This window comes from Sphaerotilus sulfidivorans, from assembly GCF_013426975.1.
Lineage (GTDB): Bacteria > Pseudomonadota > Gammaproteobacteria > Burkholderiales > Burkholderiaceae_C > Sphaerotilus > Sphaerotilus sulfidivorans.
Genome location: NZ_JACCPY010000003.1, coordinates 223,161 through 242,438, shown reverse-complemented (window position 1 = coordinate 242,438; position 19,278 = coordinate 223,161). Strand labels below are relative to the sequence as shown.

At 70.5% G+C, this 19,278-nt stretch carries 15 protein-coding genes; 5 read left to right on the top strand and 10 right to left on the bottom strand.

Features of this window, described 5'->3' with window-relative positions; translation table 11 throughout:
* Nucleotides 1–2,099, top strand: a 2,099-nt coding sequence (locus HZU84_RS03300) for a cadherin-like domain-containing protein (RefSeq protein ID WP_180692774.1), incomplete at its 5' end; no start/stop codon positions are given.
* A 62-nt stretch (nucleotides 2,100–2,161) separates the two neighbouring features.
* Nucleotides 2,162–3,700 (top strand): sensor domain-containing diguanylate cyclase, encoded by a 1,539-nt coding sequence (locus HZU84_RS03295; RefSeq protein ID WP_180692773.1) that lies wholly within the window; start codon nucleotides 2,162–2,164, stop codon nucleotides 3,698–3,700.
* Nucleotides 3,701–3,721: 21 nt separating this feature from the next.
* Here the strand turns inward: HZU84_RS03295 and HZU84_RS03290 are convergent, their stop codons facing one another.
* From HZU84_RS03290 to dnaG, 3 genes are all read right to left on the bottom strand, one after another.
* Nucleotides 3,722–4,657 carry an adenylate/guanylate cyclase domain-containing protein gene (locus HZU84_RS03290; RefSeq protein ID WP_180692772.1) on the bottom strand — a complete coding sequence of 312 codons (936 nt, stop codon included), beginning with the start codon at nucleotides 4,655–4,657 and terminating at the stop codon, nucleotides 3,722–3,724.
* Between the two features lie 94 nt (nucleotides 4,658–4,751).
* A complete protein-coding gene (gene rpoD, locus HZU84_RS03285; RefSeq protein WP_149502988.1) occupies nucleotides 4,752–7,100 on the bottom strand; it encodes an RNA polymerase sigma factor RpoD in 2,349 nt (782 codons plus the stop codon).
* A gap of 239 nt (nucleotides 7,101–7,339) precedes the next feature.
* A complete protein-coding gene (gene dnaG / locus HZU84_RS03280) occupies nucleotides 7,340–9,424 on the bottom strand; it encodes a DNA primase (protein WP_149502989.1) in 2,085 nt (694 codons plus the stop codon).
* Between the two features lie 50 nt (nucleotides 9,425–9,474).
* Between dnaG and HZU84_RS03275 the strand changes: the two genes are divergently transcribed.
* The 3 genes from HZU84_RS03275 to HZU84_RS03265 all read left to right on the top strand — a co-directional run bounded on the left by HZU84_RS03275 (nucleotide 9,475) and on the right by HZU84_RS03265 (nucleotide 13,046).
* Entirely contained in the window at nucleotides 9,475–10,746 is a 1,272-nt protein-coding gene (locus HZU84_RS03275; protein WP_149502990.1) for an anion transporter, read from the top strand.
* Between the two features lie 66 nt (nucleotides 10,747–10,812).
* Nucleotides 10,813–12,012, top strand: a complete 1,200-nt coding sequence (locus tag HZU84_RS03270; RefSeq protein ID WP_149502991.1) for an ATP-binding protein — start codon at nucleotides 10,813–10,815, stop codon at nucleotides 12,010–12,012.
* On the top strand, nucleotides 12,009–13,046 hold the full coding sequence (locus HZU84_RS03265) for a ParA family protein (RefSeq protein WP_149502992.1): 1,038 nt from the start codon (nucleotides 12,009–12,011) through the stop codon (nucleotides 13,044–13,046). Before HZU84_RS03270 ends, HZU84_RS03265 begins: the two co-directional genes overlap by 4 nt.
* Nucleotides 13,047–13,055: 9 nt before the next feature.
* On the opposite strand, the gene HZU84_RS03260 is transcribed toward HZU84_RS03265, so the two are convergent.
* The 7 genes from HZU84_RS03260 to HZU84_RS03230 form a co-directional block, all read right to left on the bottom strand.
* Nucleotides 13,056–14,867: a gamma-glutamyltransferase family protein gene (locus HZU84_RS03260; RefSeq protein WP_149502993.1), complete on the bottom strand. Its 1,812-nt coding sequence runs from the start codon at nucleotides 14,865–14,867 to the stop codon at nucleotides 13,056–13,058.
* Between the two features lie 110 nt (nucleotides 14,868–14,977).
* Nucleotides 14,978–15,736, bottom strand: a complete 759-nt coding sequence (locus HZU84_RS03255) for a 3-hydroxyacyl-CoA dehydrogenase (protein WP_149502994.1) — start codon at nucleotides 15,734–15,736, stop codon at nucleotides 14,978–14,980.
* 161 nt (nucleotides 15,737–15,897) lie between these two features.
* The gene (gene adk / locus HZU84_RS03250; RefSeq protein WP_149502995.1) at nucleotides 15,898–16,551 is read right to left on the bottom strand and encodes an adenylate kinase; all 654 of its coding nucleotides are present in this window, start codon (nucleotides 16,549–16,551) and stop codon (nucleotides 15,898–15,900) included.
* A gap of 195 nt (nucleotides 16,552–16,746) precedes the next feature.
* Nucleotides 16,747–17,532, bottom strand: a complete 786-nt coding sequence (gene kdsB, locus HZU84_RS03245) for a 3-deoxy-manno-octulosonate cytidylyltransferase (protein WP_149502996.1) — start codon at nucleotides 17,530–17,532, stop codon at nucleotides 16,747–16,749.
* A complete protein-coding gene (locus HZU84_RS03240; protein ID WP_149502997.1) occupies nucleotides 17,529–17,756 on the bottom strand; it encodes a Trm112 family protein in 228 nt (75 codons plus the stop codon). The genes kdsB and HZU84_RS03240 overlap by 4 nt, the downstream gene beginning before the upstream one ends.
* A 9-nt stretch (nucleotides 17,757–17,765) precedes the next feature.
* Nucleotides 17,766–18,833 carry a tetraacyldisaccharide 4'-kinase gene (gene lpxK, locus HZU84_RS03235; RefSeq protein WP_149502998.1) on the bottom strand — a complete coding sequence of 356 codons (1,068 nt, stop codon included), beginning with the start codon at nucleotides 18,831–18,833 and terminating at the stop codon, nucleotides 17,766–17,768.
* Nucleotides 18,817–19,248, bottom strand: a complete 432-nt coding sequence (locus tag HZU84_RS03230) for an ExbD/TolR family protein (protein WP_149505171.1) — start codon at nucleotides 19,246–19,248, stop codon at nucleotides 18,817–18,819. Before HZU84_RS03230 ends, lpxK begins: the two co-directional genes overlap by 17 nt.
* Nucleotides 19,249–19,278: the final 30 nt, after the last annotated feature.

Genomic DNA, 19,278 nt, shown 5'->3' with positions numbered 1-19,278 from the left:
ATGGCAGCAACGCCACGGCCAGCGATTCCTTCGTGCTGACGGTCGCCAACGTCAACGATGCACCGACGGTGGCGTCTCCGATCGCCGATCAGAGTGCGACCGAAGATCAGCCCTTCAGCTTCCAGCTCCCGGCCGGGACGTTTGCCGATGTCGACGCAGGCGATTCACTCACCTACACAACCAGCGCCCTGCCGATCTGGCTGAGCTTCGATGCCGCGACACGTACCTTCAGCGGCACGCCGGCCAATGCCGATGTCGGCGCGCTGACGATCACGGTGACGGCGAAGGATGGCAGCAACGCCACGGCCAGCGATTCCTTCGTGCTGACGGTCGAGAACGTCAACGATGCGCCGATCTTGCAGGCTGGCGGGCCGCTGACGCTGGAGGAGGGCGGGCACCAGGTGCTGACGCTGGCGGACCTGCTGCCGGCGGATGTCGATGACGATGAACGCTCGCTGGTGTTCGAGCGGGTCGGCGGCGCGCCGGCCGGCCGGCTGGAGCGGGTCGATGCGCCGGGCGTGGCGGTGGACCGCTTCAGTGCCGGGGATCTGGCCGATGGGCTGATCCGGTATGTGCACGACGGCAGCGAGAGCGTGTCCGATCGGCTGGAGCTGCGGGTGCGCGATGCGTCCGGGGCGCTCTCGGATCCGGTGCGGCTGGAGATCGTGATCACGCCGGTGGACGACGAGGCGCCGCGCATCGTCTCCAGCGACGGGCAGGCCCGGGTCGTGCTGGATCATTCCGAGAACAGTCCCTGGCAGAGGGTCATGCAGGCCAGCGATGCCGACCGGCCGCTGTCGGTGCTGCAGTGGCGGATCGCGGGCGGGGCGGATGCCGCCCGCTTCGAGATCGATGCCGACAGCGGCGAGCTGCGGCTGCTGGGCCTGCTCGACCGCGAGCAGCCGCAGGATGCCGACCGCGACAACCACTACGAGGTGCTGATCGAGGTCTCGGACGGGCGCCAGGCCGCCACGCAGCAGCTGCTGCTGCGCATCACCGATGTGGACGAGGCGCCTGAGATCGAGATCGGGCTGCTGCAGGTCGATCAGGGCATGCGCCTGCGCCTGGACGAGAGCCTGCTGCGGGCACAGGATGTCGACAGCGCGGCAGATGTGCTGGTCTACCGGGTTGTCGCCGTCGAGAACGGCCGCTTCGTGGCGGCGGGCGGCAACTCGGTGCTGACGACCTTCTCCCAGGCGGATGTGGCTGCGGGTCGGGTGGTGTTCCAGCATGACGAGAACTCGCTGGCGGCCCGCTTCAGCCTGGTGCTGTCGGACGGGCGCAATGAATCCGGCGTCATGAGCATCGAGATCGCGGTGCGCGAGCGCGGCTTCGATGCCGGATCGATGCCGACCGAGCCGCCGCCGGACCGGATGCCGGCCTCGTCGTCGCTTGTCGTGTCCGGCATCGAGCCTGCCGACCCGATGCGCGAGCGCACGCAGCAGGCGCAGGCCAGCCAGGAGATCGTGCGCGCGGCGGTGCTGCGCGGGCTGGCCGCGCGCGAGGGCGGCGGTGCCGGTGCGGCCGAGCTGGTGGCCGGTGACCTGATGGCGGGCTGGGTCGACGCGCTGCGCCGCTTCGCCACGCTGTCGGCGTCGGAGGCGCAGGCCGCACGTCCGGGCGCGCTGCGCGGCGAGGTCGGCTTCTCCGTGGACCTGATGCGCCTGCCTGACAGCGACCTGCTGGTGCTGCTGGATGTGGTTCTGGATCTGGCCGGCTTCGAGGCGACGGCCCTGATCCGCCCGGTCAGCGAGGGTGTCGGCGGCACGCAGACGGCCAGCGGCGAGACCGCCCGATCGGCCGGGACCGACGAGCCGGAGAACCTGCTGCAGCGCGAATGGCAGAGCGGCACGGTGGCCCGCACCGGCGCGGTGGTGATGAGTGCCGGCGCGCTGTTCTGGGCCGTCCGGGCCGGGGGGCTGGCCGCCAGTCTGGCCTTTGCCTCGCCGGTCTGGTGGCGGCTGGATCCGCTGCCGGTGCTGCAGGCGGCCCGGCGCGAGACGGCCGGCGCCGAGGCCGGCCGGCGAGGCTGGCGCGACACCGGCGTGACCGGCGAGCTCGCCGGCCTGGCCGAGGATCTGCTCGATCGCCAGGGCTGAGTGAGTCACACCATGTCCGTTTCCTTTTCCGACCGATGCCCGCGACAGGAGAGTGCGCCGTGATGCCCCGCCTGAGGCCGTTCGACACCATCAGCCGCATCGCCGTCGGCCTGGCGGCGCTGGTGGTGCTGTGCCTGGTGACGATCGATGCCCTGTTCGGCCTGGTGGCCGATCCGGCCGCCCGCGAGGCGGACCGGCGTCGGGCGGTCAGCCAGGTCCTGGCCGATCAGCTGATGGTGGCGGCCACCCGGCTGGGCGAGCGCGAGGTGCAGCAGATGCTCGATGCCTTCCGGCGCCGCGAGACGCAGGCGCTGGCCATCGTGCTGCGACCGACCGGTGCCGAGCCGGTGGCCGGCAGTGGCATCCTGCAGCCCGCAGGCGATGTCGGCCGCATGCATCTGGCGGTGCCGGTGCAGCTGCAGGGCCGTGACTGGGGTGCGCTGGAGCTGCAGTGGCAGCCGATCCCCGGCGAGGGCTGGCCGCAGCGGCTGCTGAGCCTCAGCACGCTGTGGCCGCTGCTGTGCTTCCTGGGCATGACGGTGCTGCTGCGCCTGTATCTGGGCCGGGTACTGAACCAGCTCGATCCGAGCGGCACCGTGCCGGGCCGGGTGCGCACGGCCTACAACTCGCTGACCGAGGGCGTGATGATCCTGGACGAGCACGGCCGCATCCTGCTGGTCAACGAGGCGGTGGCGCAGATCACCGGCCGGCGCGATGTCTCGATCGGCCGGCAGATCGAGGACATCGCGGTCTTCGCCTCGATGCGCCAGGACGATCCGTCCCGCCCGCTGCCCTGGCGCATGGCACTGGAAAACGCGGTGGGCGTCGAGCGCATCCGCATGGTGATCGGCGAGGGCAGCCGGGCGCGCATCCTGCTCGTGAGCTGCGCTCCGCTCGGGCCGGAGCTGGACAACCCGATCGAGCGCCGGCTGCGCCGCCGCAAGGGTGCCGAGGGCTGCCTGGTGGTGCTGGCCGACCAGACCTCGCTGGAGCGCGCGCACGAGCAGCTCTCGCGTGCGCTCAAGGACCTGCAGGGCGCGCACGAGCAGATCCGTCTGAAGAACGAGGAGCTGTTCCGCCTGGCCACCCGCGATCCGATGACCGGCTGCCTGAACCGGCGCGCCTTCTTCGAGCAGGCCGGCGCGCTGAAGGAGCGCTGCAACCTCGAGGGCCGGCCGGTCGCCGCGGTGATGTGCGACATCGACCACTTCAAGAGCTTCAACGACCGCTACGGCCACGCGATCGGCGACGAGGTCATCAAGGCGGTCGCCGGCATCTACAACGGCAGCGCACGCGAGGCCGATCTGGTCTGCCGCTACGGCGGCGAGGAGTTCTGCGTGCTGCTGCCGGACTGCGAGGAGGCGGTCGCGCTGGCGATCGCCGACACGCTGCGCCGCCTGGTGCAGGACACCGCCGGCGACGGCATCGACCATGATCCGCGGCTGACGATCACCTCGAGCTTCGGCGTCGCGGTGACCCGCTCGACCCGCGTCGGGCTGGAGGCGCTGATCGACCAGGCCGACCAGGCGCTCTACCAGTCCAAGCGCAACGGCCGCAACCGCTGCACGCTGCACGAGGAGAAGGTGGCCGAGCCGGCCTGAGCCGGGCCGACCGGCGCCGGCTCAGAGCGGCAGCGGATCGGTGTCGTCGAAGCGCAGGACCTCGAAGCTGACGGTCGGCGCGTTGATGATGTTGGGGCTGACGCCCAGGCAGATCAGCCCGCGGCCGTGCAGCGTGCAGGCGCCACGGCGCAACGTGACCACCTCGGACTGGCGGCCGAAGCGCACATAGGTGCCGTTGGAGCTCAGGTCGGTGAGCTGGAAGTTGCCGCTGTGCCACTCGATGCGGGCATGCACCCGCGAGACACGGCTGTCGTCGAGGCAGTAGGCCGCCTCGTGGCTGCGGCCGATGATGACCGGCAGGTTGCGCACCGTGTGGATGCGCGAGACCCCCTCGCAGACCAGCCGGATGCCTTCGGGCACGGTGGCCGGCGCGGTGTCGCCGAACATCGTCGACATCGGGTCGGGGCCGGAGCGCTTGCTCTCGAAGCGCCAGACCTCGACCGGCTCGACCCGCCCGCGCAGGTGAAGCCGCTCGAGCCGGCGAAAGCGCTCGCGCACGTCGGGCGCCAGCACCGCCAGCGTCTGCGAGGTGATCAGCGTCTCGTTGTCGCCGGCATGGTCGAGCAGCCGGGCAGAGACATTGACCGCATCGCCGAAGCAGTCGCCCGCCACCTCGATGACCTCGCCGTGCGCCATCGCGATCTGCACCCGCATGACCGGGCTGCGCGACGGCCGCGCCGAGCCCATCACCCGGTCGAGCGAGTCATGGACTTCCTCGGCCGCACGCACGGCACCGGCCGGGTGCGGGAACATGGCCATCAGGCCATCGCCCAGCGTCTTGATCACGCGACCGCCCTGGCCCTCCATGATGCGGGCGACCACCGCCACGCTGTGGGTGACGACCGTCGCCGCCTCGGCATTGCCCAGGCTCTCGTACAGGGAGGTGCTGCCGCGCAGATCGGCAAAGAGAATGGTGCAAGTGACGGTCTGCGACATGGCTTCAGTTTACCCCGGCATTCCGTGATGCAGTGCGCATCCAAAGGTTGCAGAAGTGATAAGACCCCGCTCATTCGCGGGGTCTTCGGGGCGTTTACAGATTGTCCAGATAGGTGCGCAGCTTGTCCGACCGGCTCGGGTGCTTGAGCTTGCGGATCGCCTTGGCCTCGATCTGGCGGATGCGCTCGCGGGTCACGTCGAACTGCTTGCCGACCTCTTCCAGCGTGTGGTCGGTGCTCATCTCGATGCCGAAGCGCATGCGCAGCACCTTGGCCTCGCGCGGCGTCAGGCTGTCGAGGATGTCGCGCACCACGTCGCGCAGGCCCGACTGCATCGCGGCCTCGATCGGCGCGGTGTTGTTGGTGTCCTCGATGAAGTCGCCCAGGTGGCTGTCGTCGTCGTCCCCGATCGGCGTTTCCATGGAGATCGGCTCCTTGGCGATCTTCATGATCTTGCGGATCTTGTCCTCCGGCATGTCCATCTTCTCGGCCAGCACCGGCGCGTCCGGCTCGTAGCCGAACTCCTGCAGATGCTGACGCGACAGGCGGTTCATCTTGTTGATGGTCTCGATCATGTGCACCGGAATCCGGATGGTGCGGGCCTGGTCGGCGATCGAGCGGGTGATGGCCTGACGGATCCACCAGGTCGCGTAGGTCGAGAACTTGTAGCCGCGGCGGTATTCGAACTTGTCCACCGCCTTCATCAGGCCGATGTTGCCTTCCTGGATCAGGTCGAGGAACTGCAGGCCGCGGTTGGTGTACTTCTTGGCGATCGAGATCACCAGACGCAGGTTGGCCTCGATCATCTCGCGCTTGGCTTCGCGCGAGTTGGCCTCGCCCTCGTTCATGCGCTTGTTGATCGCCTTCAGGTCGTCGATCGGCACGATCGCGCGCTTCTGCAGGTCGATCAGCTTCTGCTGCAGCTCCTGCACCGCGGGCAGGTTGCGGCTCAGCACCGCGCTGTAGCCCTTGCCGGCGGCGACTTCGCCCTCGGCCCAGGCCAGGTTCAGCATGTTCGGCGGGAAGACCTTGATGAAGTGCTCCTGCGGCATGCCGCAGCGGTCGACCACGATCTTGCGCAACTCGCGCTCGTAGCGGCGCACATCGTCGACCTGCGAGCGCAGCAGGTCGCACAGCCGCTCGATGGTCTTGACGGTGAAGCGGATGGTCATCAGCTGCGCGCTGATGGCTTCCTGCGCGGCGTTGTAGGCGTCGCAGCGGTAGCCCTTGGACTCGATGGCCGCGCGCATCTTCGCGTTCTCGTCGCGGATCGCGTCGAAGCGCGACAGCGCCTGGTTCTTCATCTCCTCGAGCTTCTTCGTCAGCGCCTTGGAGGTGCCGGCGCCTTCTTCCTCGTCCTCGTCGAACTCGTCGAAGTCTTCCTCGGCGACATAGTCGTCGGCCTCCTCCGACGACACGAAGCCGTCGACCACCTCGGAGATCTGCATCTCGCCGGCGCGGATGCGGTTGGCCATCGCCAGGATCTCGTCGATGGTGGCGGGCGAGGCGGAAATCGCCAGCATCATCGCCTGCAGGCCGCCTTCGATGCGCTTGGCGATCTCGATCTCGCCCTCGCGCGTCAGCAGCTCGACCGTGCCCATCTCGCGCATGTACATGCGCACCGGGTCGGTCGTGCGGCCGAACTCGGAGTCGACGGTCGACAGCGCGGCCTCGGCGGCTTCCTCGGCCTCTTCCTCGGTCGAGGTGGTCGTGCCACCGCCGGCGATCAGCAGCGTGGCGGCGTCAGGCGCCTGCTCGTAGACCGCGATGCCCATGTCGTTGAGCATCGAGATGATGGCTTCCAGGATCTCGTTCTCGACCAGCTTCTCGGGCAGGTGGTCGTTGATCTCCTGGTGCGTGAGGTAGCCACGCGTCTTGCCCATCTTGATGAGGGTCTTCAGCTCCTGGCGGCGCTTGGCGACTTCCTCTTCGGTCAGGGTGGTCTCGTCGAGGCCGAACTCGCGCATCAGCGCGCGCTCCTTGGCGCGGCTGACCTTCATGCGCAGCGGCTTGGCCTTGGGCTTGTCGGCCTCGCTGCTGTCTTCCTCGGCGGCGGCCTCGACCTCGGGGTCGGCTTCGGCCTCGACATCGGCTTCGGCGTCGAGTTCGCCCTCGAGGTCGGTGAAGTCGTCGTCGGCGCTTTCCAGGCCGGGCTTCTTCTTCGCCTCGGGGGTCTTCTTGCTGCTGTCGGCGGCCTTGGCGGTGTCCGCGCTGGCGGCCTTGGGCTTGCGGCCGCGGCGCACGACGACCGGCTCACCGGACGGCACAGCGGCAGCCGGCGCGGCGACCGGGGCGACCGGCGCGGCGGCGACGGTCGGGGTCGGCGTGGCTTCGGGCTTGACGGCCTTGACCGCACGCACCACGCGCACGGTGCGCGGAGCGGCGGCCGGGGCGGCGGCGCTGTTCGTCGGGGAAGTCTGGTCGGGGCTGTTCTTCGCGGTCATGCGATTCCTCGGCTGGGGTGCTCGGATACGGTGAGGCTTTGAGCCCGCAACTCAAGTCCAAGAAGCCACGGACCTTTCGGCACGCGGCGCGGACTCTGCGTTCGGGCGGGCAAGCTGGCGTGAACTGTCTTGAATGCAGCGCTGGCGGAGGAAGTGGCCGTCATGTCATGCCCGTGTCGCGGGTGGCCGGGGCCGGCAGGCGCTGCTGTCACTCTTGCCGCATCGAAACCAACCTTCAATTATACAGCGCCGCCACTGAGCCTCGATTTCAGCGCTGCCCTCAGGGCATTGAGTTCGGCTGCGCGGGCGCGTGCGTCGTCCGACAGCGGGCCGGACTCGAGCAGCAGGTTCCATTCGTCGGCGATCTGCTCGAGCCGCAGCCGGTCGATCAGCACCGGCAGATCGCCGGCGGCCGGCAGGCTGCCCAGCGCAAGCAGCCGCTCCATGCGCGCCAGCAGCGCGCCGGTGCCGGCCTCCTCGGCCTCGCCGCGCAGCAGCGGCAGCAGCTCCTCGGGCGGCAGCGCGCCCTCGTCGTGCAGCAGCTGCTCCAGCCGCGAGAACAGCGCGCCGTGCGGCGCGGGCTGCTGCACCAGCTGGTCGTGCATCTCGGGCGGGAGCGTTTCCCAGGCCGCCAGGCCGCAGGCCAGCGTCCAGGCGATCTGGTCGAGCAGCGAGGCGGTGCGCGGCGGCGTGCTGCGCGGCGAGGCGGTGGCATCGCCGCCACGGCGGTCGCGCCAGCGGCCGCGCTCACGCGCGCCGTCGCGGCCCTCGCGGTCACGCCGGAAGGGGCGGCCCTGGCCGCGCTCGAAGCGCCGGTGCGCCGGCGTGCCGTCGTCGTGCGGGTCGTAGCCGAGCGGATCCTGCGCGGCGGACTCGGCCTGCGGCGCGCGGTCGTCGGGCGGAATGTCGTCCCAGTCCGGCGGCGGCGCGGGCGCGCGATCGGTCTCGGCGCGGGCGCGGGCGGGCTCCTGGCGACGTGCCGTCGGCTCGCCGGCCGCGCGGGCCGGGCCGTGGCCGGGGCGGCCGACAGCGCTCCAGTGCCGCTCCAGCACCTCGAACGAGACGCCGCCGTCGCGCGCCAGCTCGTCGAGCAGCTGCGTCTTCAGCAGGCCCTCGGGAATCAGCTCGAACAGCGGCCGCGCCTGCGCGAGCATGCGGGTGCGACCCTCCGGCGTCGTCAGGTCGCAGCCCTCGGCGGCGATGGCGCGCAGCTGGCGCGACAGCGGCACCGCCTCGCTGATGCACTGCTCGAAGGCCTCGGTGCCGTGCTCGCGGATGAAGGTGTCCGGATCGTGCTCGGCCGGCAGGAAGAGGAATCGGAAGCTGCGGGTGTCGCCGACATGCGGCAGCACCGCCTCCATCGCGCGCGCTGCCGCCCGCCGCCCGGCCGCGTCGCCGTCGAAGCTGAAGACTAGGTGCTCGGCGAAGCGCAGCAGCTTGGCCACATGGTCGGCGGTGCAGGCGGTGCCCAGCGTCGCCACCGCGTTGCCCACGCCGAGCTGCGCCAGCGCGACCACGTCCATGTAGCCTTCGGTGATCAGGATGAAGCCGCGCTGGCGGATCGCCGCGCGCGCCTCGAACAGGCCGTAGAGCTCGCGGCCCTTCAGGAAGACCGGCGTCTCGGGCGAGTTCAGGTATTTCGGCTCGCCCTTGTCCAGCACCCGCCCGCCGAAGCCGATGACCTCGCCCTTGGGGTTGCGGATCGGGAACATGATGCGGTCGCGGAAGCGGTCGTAGCGGCGCTGCTCGCCGGCCTCGTCCTGCAGGATGACCAGGCCGGACTCGACCAGCTTCGGGTCGTCGTATTCGCCGAAGGCGCTGGCCAGCGCGTGCCAGCCCGCCGGCGCGTAGCCCAGGCCGAAGCGCGCGGCGATCTCGCCGGTCAGGCCGCGGCCCTTCAGATAGTCGATCGCGCGGCGGCTGCCCTTGAGCTGGCCGCGGTAGTGGCGGCAGGCCTTGGCGAGCACGTCCACCAGCGAGAGCTGCTTCTCGCGGGCCTGGGCGGCGCGCTCGCGCTCGCGCGGGTCGCGGTCGTCGTCGGGCACGGTCAGGCCCAGCTCGCCGGCCAGATCCTTGACCGCCTCGACGAAGCCCAGGCCGCCGTGCTCCATCAGGAAGCCGACCGCGTTGCCGTGCACACCGCAGCCGAAGCAGTGGTAGGTCTGGCGCGAGGGGCTGACGACGAAGCTGGGCGACTTCTCGCCGTGGAAGGGGCACAGGCCCTTGTAGTTGATGCCGGCCTTCTTCAGCGGCACGGCGCGGCCCACCACGTCGACGATGTCGGCGCGGGAGAGCAGGTCCTGGATGAAGCCTTGGGGTATCACGCGGCGGAGTCTAGCGGAGCGCCCCCGGCGGCCCTTTCTAGAATGCCGCGATGTCCTTGCCCGCGCTCCTGTTCTCCGAAGGCCTGCACGACGCCTATGTGCTGGCCGTCTTCGCCACCGTCTATCTCGGCATGATCCTGGGCGGCCTGCCACGGCTGCATCTCGACCGCACCGGCGTGGCGCTGCTGGGCGCGATCGCCATCGTCGGCGCCGAGGTGATGACCCCTGAGGACGCCGCCCGCGCGATCCACCTGCCGACCATCCTGCTGCTGTTCTCCTTCATGGTGATCTCGGCGCAGATGCGCCTGGGCGGCTTCTACGGCGCGGTGACCCGGCGCATCGCGGCGCTGCCGGTGGGGCCGGCGGCGCTGATGGGCGTGGTGATCGCGGTGTCGGCGGTGCTGTCGGCGGTGTTCTCCAACGACATCGTCTGTCTGGCGGTGGCGCCGGTGCTGGCCGAGGCCTGCCTGCGCCGGCGGCTCGATCCGGTGCCCTTCCTGCTCGGTCTGGCCTGCGCGAGCAATATCGGCTCGGCCGCGACGCTGATCGGCAATCCGCAGAACATGCTGATCGGCGAGGTGCTGAAGATGCCGTTCGCCGGCTACGCGCTGGAGACGATCGGGCCGGTCGTCGTCGGGCTGCTGGCGCTGTGGGCGCTGCTGGCGGGGCAGATGCGCCGCACGCCGCCGGTGGCCGAGCCGGATCCGGCGCAGCTCGCCGCCCTCACCGCCGAGGTGCCGCCCTTCGACCGCTGGCAGACCGCCAAGGGCCTGGGCGTGGCGCTGGCGCTGGTCGGGGTGTTCCTGTTCACCGACTGGCCGCGCGATGTGGCCGCACTGGCCGGCGCGGGCGTGCTGCTGCTGAGCCAGCGCTTCCATTCGTCCAAGGTGATGGGCCTGATCGACTGGGAGCTGCTGATCCTGTTCATGGGTCTGTTCGTCGTCAACCATGCGCTGGAGCTGACCGGGCTGACCCGTCAGGCGGTGGCTTGGCTGGGCGCGCAGGGCGTGGATCTGGCCGACCCGGCCACGCTCTTCGTCGCCACCCTCGGCCTGAGCAATCTGGTGTCGAACGTGCCGGCGGTGATGGTGCTGATGCCGCTGGCGAACACCGGCTCCGGCGATCACGTCGGCGTGACGCTGGCGCTGGTCAGCACGATGGCGGGCAATCTGCTGATCGTCGGCTCGATCGCCAACCTCATCGTGGTGGATGCCGCCGCGCGCTGCGGCATCACGATCGACTGGCGCCGCCACGCGCGCACCGGCGTGCCGGTGACGCTCGTGACGCTGGCGGTGGTGGCGGGCTGGCTGGCGCTGCGGTAGCACGCAGGGATCTGACCGTGTGATGATGTGGTTTCGGATGCCCTGATCTTTTGGCATCCTGCACGCATGCTGACACCCCAGGAACTCGAATCCCTGCTGACTGACCTCGAATCCGACCGGATCGAGCGGACCACGTCCATCAGCAACACCGACAAGTTCGCCGAAGCCATCTGCGCCTTCGCCAACGACTACCCGAACCACCGCACGCCCGGCTACCTGCTGATCGGCGTGCGCGATGATGGGGCGCTCGACGGCTTGCAGGTGACGGATTTGCTGCTGCGCAACCTCGCCGGCATCCGGGCGGATGGCAACGTGCTGCCGCCGCCCGCCATGAGCGTCGCCAAGTTCAGCATGCCCGGCGGGGATGTGGCGGTGGTCGAGGTGCAGCCGTCCAGCGTGCCGCCGGTGCGCTACAAGGGCAAGGTCCACATCCGTGTCGGTCCGCGCAAGGCGGTCGCCAACGAGCAGGAGGAGCGAGTCCTGTCGGAGCGGCGCTCCGCGCTGGTGACCACCTTTGACATCCATCCGGTGCGCGAGGCGGTCCTGGGCGATCTCAGCCACCGGCTGTTCGAGGACTACCGCGCGCTGACCGTCAATCCCGATGTCATCGCTGCCAACCACCGCAGCACCGAGGAGAAGTACGCCTCGCTGCGCTGCTTCGACCTGATCGCCCGCTGCCCGACCGTGGCCGGCATCCTGCTGTTCGGCAAGAACCCGCGCTACTTCCTGCCCGGCGCCTACGTCCAGTTCATCCGGTTTCCGGGCACGACGATGACCGAGCGGCCCGTCGATCAGAAAGAACTCGACGGCGACCTGCGCACCGTCGTCGAGGCGCTGCGGGCGCGCATCGATGCGCACAACGCCGTCGCGCTCGGGGCCGGGCAGGGCTTCCAGGACCGACCGCAGCCGGCCTATCCGCAGTGGGCGCTGCGCGAGCTGCTGCTCAACGCCGTGATGCACCGGGACTACGCCTCGACCAGCCCGATCCGCTTCTACTGGTTCAGCGACCGCATCGAGATCCAGAACCCGGGCGGGCTCTACGGCACCGTCACCCGCGACACGCTGACGCGGCGCAACGCCTACCGCAACCCGGTGCTGGCCGAGGCGCTCAAGGCGATGGACTATGTCAACAAGTTCGGCTACGGCATCCAGCGTGCCGAGCAGCTGCTCCGGGACGCAGGCCACCCGCCGCCGGACTTCGAGATCGACGACCGCGTGTTCGGCGTCACGATCCGCGGTCGCACGCCTGACAGGGTCACCTCGTGAAGTCGATCGCCTTCTTCAACAACAAGGGCGGCGTCGGCAAGACCTCGCTGGTCTATCACCTGGCGTGGATGTACGCCGAGCACGGCGTGCGGGTGCTGGTGGCCGACCTGGATCCGCAGGCCAACCTCACGGCCATGTTCCTCGACGAGGACCGGCTGGTCTCGCTGTGGAGCGATGACGGCGAGCCGCGCACGATCCATGACTGTCTGCGTCCGCTGATGGCCCGCACGGGTGACATCCTTGCGCCTGTGGTCGAGCGGCTGAAACCTGAACTTGGGCTGATTCCCGGGCATCTGGCCTTGTCTCGTTTTGAGGATCTGCTGTCGGAGAACTGGCCGAAATGCCTAGATGGGCAGGAGGCTGCGTTCCGTGTGCTCACGGCCTTTCATCGCATCATCTTGGCGGGTGCGCGCGAGATGTCGGCCGATCTGGTGCTGATCGATGTGGGACCGAATCTGGGTGCGATCAACCGCTCGGCGCTGATCGCCGCCGAGCAGGTGGTGCTGCCGCTGGCGCCTGACCTGTTCTCGCTACAGGGCTTGCGCAACTTGGGTCCGACGCTGCGAGAGTGGCGCAAAGGCTGGAAGAAGCGTGTCGAGGAGGTTCCCGCCGGGACCTCGATCGAGCTGCCTTCTGGGGAGATGCAGCCGGTCGGCTATGTCGTGATGCAGCACAGCGTGCGAGAAAGCCGACCCGTGAAGGCATACCAAGCCTGGGTTGACCGGGTGCCTGGGGTTTATCGGGAAGTGGTCCTGGGCGAGACGGTCCGCCGGATCAAGGATGAACCTGAACGGGATGGTGCCGGTCAGCTGATTCCGTCACCCGGTGACGATCCGTATATGCTGGCGCTGCTCAGGCACTACCGCAGCCTGATGCCGCTGGCAATGGACGCCCACAAGCCGATGTTCCTCCTGCGGGCGGCTGATGGAGCCATCGGTTCTCACATCGATGCGGTGCGGGCGTGCTACCAGGATTTCAAGGCGTTGGCCACACGGATCGCGGCCCATGCCGACATGACTTTCCCTTGCCGGTGATCCGGTTGATCAGTCGCCCAGCACCACGCCTTCGCGCCGCGGGTCGGCGCCGCCCCGCCAGATCGTCCGCCCGTCCTGCGTGCCGCGCGCGATCGCCTGCAGGCCGCTGGTCATGTCCTGCTCTCGCACCTCGTGGCCGCGGGCTTTCAGCGCCTCGATGACCGGGGCGGGGAAGCGGCCTTTCTCCAGCACCACCGGCCCGCCGGTGGTGCCGAAGTTGGGCAGGTCGATGGCGGCCTGCGGGTCGAGCCGCCACTGCAGCAGGCCGTGCAGCGTGCGCGCGGTGTAGTGGATGATCAGCGCGCCGCCGGGGCTGCCGGCACTGGCGGCCAGCCGGCCCTCGGCGTCGAAGACCAGGGTCGGCGCCATCGACGAGCGCGGGCGCTTGCCCGGCTCGACCCGGTTGGCCACCGGACGGCCGGTGGCGTCGGCGGGCGCGAAGCTGAAGTCGCTCAGCTCGTTGTTCAGCAGGAAGCCGCGCACCATCTGGCGCGCGCCGAAGGCGTCCTCGATGGTGGTGGTCATCGACACCGCGCGGCCCTCGGCATCGACGATGCTGATGTGGCTGGTGCCGTATTCGATCTGCTCGGCCATCGGCGCGAAGCTGGTGCGCACCGGGCCGGGCACACCGGCCGGCGCGGTCGGGGCGCGCTGTGCATGGATGAGCCTCGCCCGCGCGTCGAGGTAGGCGGGGTCGAGCAGGCTGCGCCAGTCGCCGCCGGGCGCCGGCACGAAGTCCGGATCGCCCAGGTACTGCGCCCGGTCGGCGAAGGCCAGCCGCGAGGCCTCCATGTAGGTGTGCAGCCAGTCGGCCGAGGGCAGGCCGGTGTCGGTGGCGAGCGGCTCCTGCGCCGCGCCGGTGCGTGCCATCAGGCCCAGGATCTGGCCGACCGCGATCGCGCCGGAGCTGGGCGGCGGAAAGCCGCAGATCTTCCAGCGCCGTGAACCTGCCGTGTGGTCGTGGCAGATTGCCTCGCGCGCCTTGGCGTGGTAGCCGGCCAGGTCGGCCAGCGTCATCCGGCCCGGATTGCCCGGATGGCCCTGGACCTTGGCGACGATGGCCTGCGCGATCTCGCCCTCGTGCAGCGCCCGCGAGCCGTCGCGCGCCAGGCGGCGCAGCACCTCGGCCAGCTCCGGGTTCTTCAGCCGGTGGCCGACCGGCCAGGGCGTGCCGTCGGGCTGGTAGAAGAAGGCGGCGGCCGTCGGGTCCTTCCGGAGGTGGGCGTCGGCCTGCAGCATCGCGTGCAGCCGGGGGCTGACCGGGAAGCCTGTCTCGGCCAGACGGATCGCCGGCTCGAACAGCGCGGCCCAGCGCAGCCGGCCGTGCTGCGCGTGTGCCATTTCCAGCATGCGCACCGTGCCGGGCACGCCGACCGAGCGCCCGCCCACCACCGCGTCCATGAAGGCCATCGGCTTGCCTTCGGGGGTCAGGAACAGGCGTTCGTCGGCGGCGGCCGGCGCGGTCTCGCGGCCGTCGAAGGCCTGCACGCGCTGGCCGTCCCAGTGCAGCAGGAAGGCGCCGCCGCCGATGCCGCTGGATTGCGGCTCCACCAGCGTCAGCACCATCTGCACCGCGATCGCCGCATCCAGCGCCGAGCCGCCGCGTGCGAGCATCTGCCGGCCCGCCTCGGTGGCCAGCGGATTGGCCGCGGCCACCGCGAATCGTGCATGCCGGCTGGCGGGTCGGGCAGCCTGCTGGCCGGTGGCGATCTCGGGCTGGCGCGGCAGGCCGGCGTCGGGGGGCGGGGCCGGCGGCGTGGCGCAGGCCGCCAGCAGCGTGGCGGCGGCCAGCAGGGCCGGGGCAGGGCGGCGAAGGATCATGCGTTCTCCCTGGAGCTGCGGAAGTGGCCGGGAAGCGGCCGTGAAGCAGGTCACGGTCGAGATGGTGGCATGAAGTCGCCGCCGCCGGGCGGCGCGGTGCCGCTGATCGATCAGCGCGGCGCGAGCCGGATCGCGCCGTCCAGGCGGATCACCTCGCCGTTGAGCATGTCGTTGGTGACGATCTGCTGCACCAGCTTGGCGTAGTCCTCGGGCTTGCCCAGGCGGCTCGGGAAGGGCACGCCGGCGGCCAGCGCGTCCTGCACCTCCTGCGGCATGCCGAACAGCATCGGCGTGCCGAAGATGCCCGGCGCGATCGTCATGCAGCGGATGCCGTTCTTCGACAGGTCGCGCGCGATCGGCAGCGTCATGCCGACCACGCCACCCTTGCTGGCCGCGTAGGCCGCCTGGCCGATCTGGCCGTCGAAGGCGGCGATGCTGGCGGTGTTGATCAGCACGCCGCGCTCGCCGGTGGGCTCGGGCGCGTTCTTCGCCATCGCCTCGGCGGCCAGGCGGATCATGTTGAAGCTGCCGATCAGGTTGATCTGGATGACCTTGGCGAACAGGCCCAGCGCATGCGCGCCGTCCTTGCCGACGGTCCGCGCCGCCGGTGCGATGCCGGCGCAGTTGACCAGGCCGAAGAGCGCGCCCATCGACAGCGCCTGCGCCACCACGGCGCGGCCGTCGTCCTCGCTGGAGACATCGCAGTGCACGAAGGCGCCGCCGATCTCGTCGGCGACCGCCTGGCCGCGCTCGGCCTGCAGATCGGCGATGACGACCTTCGCGCCCTCGCGCGCGAGCATGCGCGCCGCGCCTTCGCCCAGGCCCGAGGCCGCGCCGGTGACGATGAAAACCTTGCCTGCGATGTCCATGGAATGTGTTCCTGCCTTGTGCGTTGCGGGTTTGTGGGTGAGGTCCGGTGGGGCGTGATGCTGGTTGACGTTGACGTAAACGTCAACTGGGGGAAACGAAAAAGGCCGCGCAAGGCGGCCTTGTCGGGGGGCGGGCAGCGCGGCGGGCGCGCTGCCGGCGATCAGCTCAGCGCGGCCAGCGCGCGGGCGGTGATCTCGTCGACGCTGCCCACGCCGGCGATGGCGCGGTACTTCGGGGCGTTGTCGTCGCCGGTGGCGGCCCAGCTCGAGTAGTAGTCGACCAGCGGGCGGGTCTGGCTCTGGTAGACGTCCAGACGCTTGCGCACCGTCTCTTCCTTGTCGTCATCGCGCTGGATCAGGTCCTCGCCGGTGACATCGTCCTTGCCTTCGACCTTCGGGGGATTGAAGACGACGTGGTAGGTCCGGCCCGAGGCCACATGCACGCGCCGACCGCTCATGCGGCCGATGATGTCCGCGTCCGGCACGTCGATCTCGAGCACATAGTCCAGCTTGACGCCGGCGGCCTTCATCGCGTCGGCCTGCGGGATGGTGCGGGGGAAGCCGTCGAACAGGAAGCCGCCGGCGCAGTCGGGCTGCGCGATGCGTTCCTTGACCAGGCCGATGATGATCTCGTCGCCGACGAGGCCGCCGGCGTCCATCACCTTCTTGGCCTCGATGCCCAGCGGGGTGCCGGCCTTGACGGCGGCGCGCAGCATGTCGCCGGTCGAGATCTGCGGAATGCCGAACTGCTTGCAGATGAAAGCAGCCTGCGTGCCCTTGCCGGCGCCGGGTGCGCCCAACAGAATCAGTCTCATGAATCTCCTCGGTCTCTGAAAAACGGTGCCGGGCCGATGGCCCGGCATGACTGTGCTTTGCGTGTGATTGAGCGCTGTTGCCGACGCGGGCGAGTGCATTGTCAGAATCGCTTCCAGAATAGCACGGGCCCCCTGTGATGAAACTGACACTTCGTGTCAGGGTCTGCCCAGGGTTTGCGTCGGGCGCGGAATGGTCTAGCGGGTGTCGGCGGACGAGCGCTGTTCGAAGATGCGACGCACCCGCGCCAGGTCTTCGGGCGTGTCGACGCCGGGGCCGGGGCGCTGCGGACTGAGGTGCACGACGATGCGTTCGCCGTGCCACAGCACCCTCAGCTGCTCGAGCGACTCGATCTGCTCGAGCGGCGCCGGCGGCAGCGCGGGGAATCGGCGCAGGAAGCCGGCGGTGTAGCCGTAGATGCCGATGTGGCGCAGCGGCGCCGGATCGGGCAGCGCCGTCACGCCCTGCGCGTGGCCGTCGCGCCACCACGGCATCGGCGCGCGCGAGAAGTACAGCGCCCGCCCGGCCGCGTCGGTGACCACCTTGACGACGTTCGGGTTGAGGTATTCCTCGACGCTGTCGATGGTGTGCGCGGCGGTGCTCATCACGCATTCCGGGTGCGCCTGCAGCCGCTCGGCGCAGGCGGCGACCAGCGCCGGATCGATCAGCGGCTCGTCGCCCTGCACGTTGACGACGATGTCGCGGCCGTCCAGGCCCAGCAGCGTGCAGGCCTCGGCGAGGCGGTCGCTGCCGGTGGGGTGGTCGGCGCGGGTCAGCACCGCGTCGACGCCGTGCGCCTGGCAGGCCTCGAGAATGCGCGGCGAGTCGGCGGCCACGACCACCGTACGCGCGCCGGCCTCGCGGCAGCGCTGCGCCACGCGCACCACCATCGGCACGCCGGCCAGATCGGCCAGCGGCTTGTCGGGCAGCCGGGTCGAGGCCAGCCGCGCCGGGATCAGCACGGTGCAGTCGAGGCTCGTCATGGCGTGTCCGGTGCGTTCGGCGCGGGCGCGGGAAAGACCGGGGGCGGCACGATCGCGTCCGGATCGACACTGCGGGCCTCGTTCTCGAGCATGACGGCGATGCCGTCGCGCACCGGGAAGGCCAGACGGTCGGCCGGGCAGAGCAGTTCGCGGGTGTCGTGCAGGTGCGTCAGCGGACCCTTGCAGATCGGGCAGACGAGCAGTTGCATCAGTCGGGTGTCCATGGCGGGATGCTACCTTGCCGCAAGGGCCTGAAGAACGGTGGAGATCAATCCGGGAGGCAGTTGAAGCACCAGTGGAACCACATGGATGCGCAGCCCCGGGCGTTCGGCGGCCAGGCGCGCCGGGTCCAGCTTGACCGCATCCTTCTCGGTGACCAGCACCTCGGTGGCGGTGGCCGGCCAGGGCAGCGTCGCATGGCCGTGGTGGTCGTCGAGCGCCAGCGTGTCGAGGTCCAGACCCTGGGCGCGCAGCGCGTCGAAGAAGCGTGCGGGCTGGCCGGTGCCGGCGCTGGCCAGCAGCCGGCGTCCGCGCAGCGCAGCCCAGGCCGCCTCGCCGGGGCGGGCTGGCACGCCGGCCCACCAGTCGGCCAGCGCGACCGGCGCGCCCAGCCGGCGCTGCAGGCGCTCGCCCGGCGGCAGGCCGGGCGCCGGCTCGGCGCCGCCGGTGTTGTGCACCGCGAGCTGGACACGTCCGGCCGGCGGTGCGTCCACCGGCTCGCGCAAGGGCCCGGCCGGCAGCAGCCAGCCGTTGCCGGCGCCGCGTTCGTCGAAGACCACGATCTCGATGTCGCGCGCCAGGCGCAGGTGCTGCAGTCCGTCGTCGCAGACGATGACGTCGGTGTCGGGATGGCGGGCGAGCAGCTGGCGCGCGGCCGCGGCGCGGTCGCGGCCGACCACCACCGGCGCGCCGGTGCGACGGCGCATCAGCAGCGGCTCGTCGCCGCAGGTGGCGGCCGGATCCTGGGGCTGCACCTCGTGCAGCGCCGCGAGATCGCTGCGGCCATGACCGCGCGAGACGATGCCGGGCCGGCGACCGGCCGCACGCAGCGCCTCGACCAGCGCGATCGTCACCGGGGTCTTGCCCGCGCCGCCGGCGACCCGGTTGCCGACGACGATCACCGGGACCGGCAGGTGCTCGCGGCGCAGCAGGCCGGCACGGTAGAGGCCGCGGCGCAGGCCGACCAGCGTGGCGTGCAGCAGCGCCAGCGGGCGCAGCAGCCACTGCGCCGCGCCGCCGCGCTGCCAGATCGCCTCGAGGCGGGCGGCCGCGCCGCGGGCGTCCTCAGCGGCTGCTGCCACCACGGCTGGTGGACTGGGTCGCGAAGGTCAGCTGCACCAGACCGGCGCGGCGGGCGGCGTCCATCACGTTGATCACGCTCTGGTGCGCGGCCATCGCGTCGGCCGAGATGATGACCGGGCGGTCGCGCTCGCCCTGCGCGGCGGCCAGCAGCGCGCTCGACAGCGTGTCGATGCCGCCGTTCTCGACCGGCTGGCCGTTGATGCTGTAGCGTCCTTCGGACGACACGCCGACGATGATCTCGCGCGGGCGGCTGTCGAGCCGGTTCGACTCGGCCACCGGCAGCGTGACCTTCAGCTGGGTGTACTTGGCATAGGTGGTGGTCAGGACCAGGAAGATCAGCACCACCAGCAGCACATCGATGAACGGGATCAGGTTGATCTCCGGCTCGTCGGGGCGGCGCGGACGGAAGTTCATCGCCATCGTGCGGTGTCTCCGGGCCGGCGT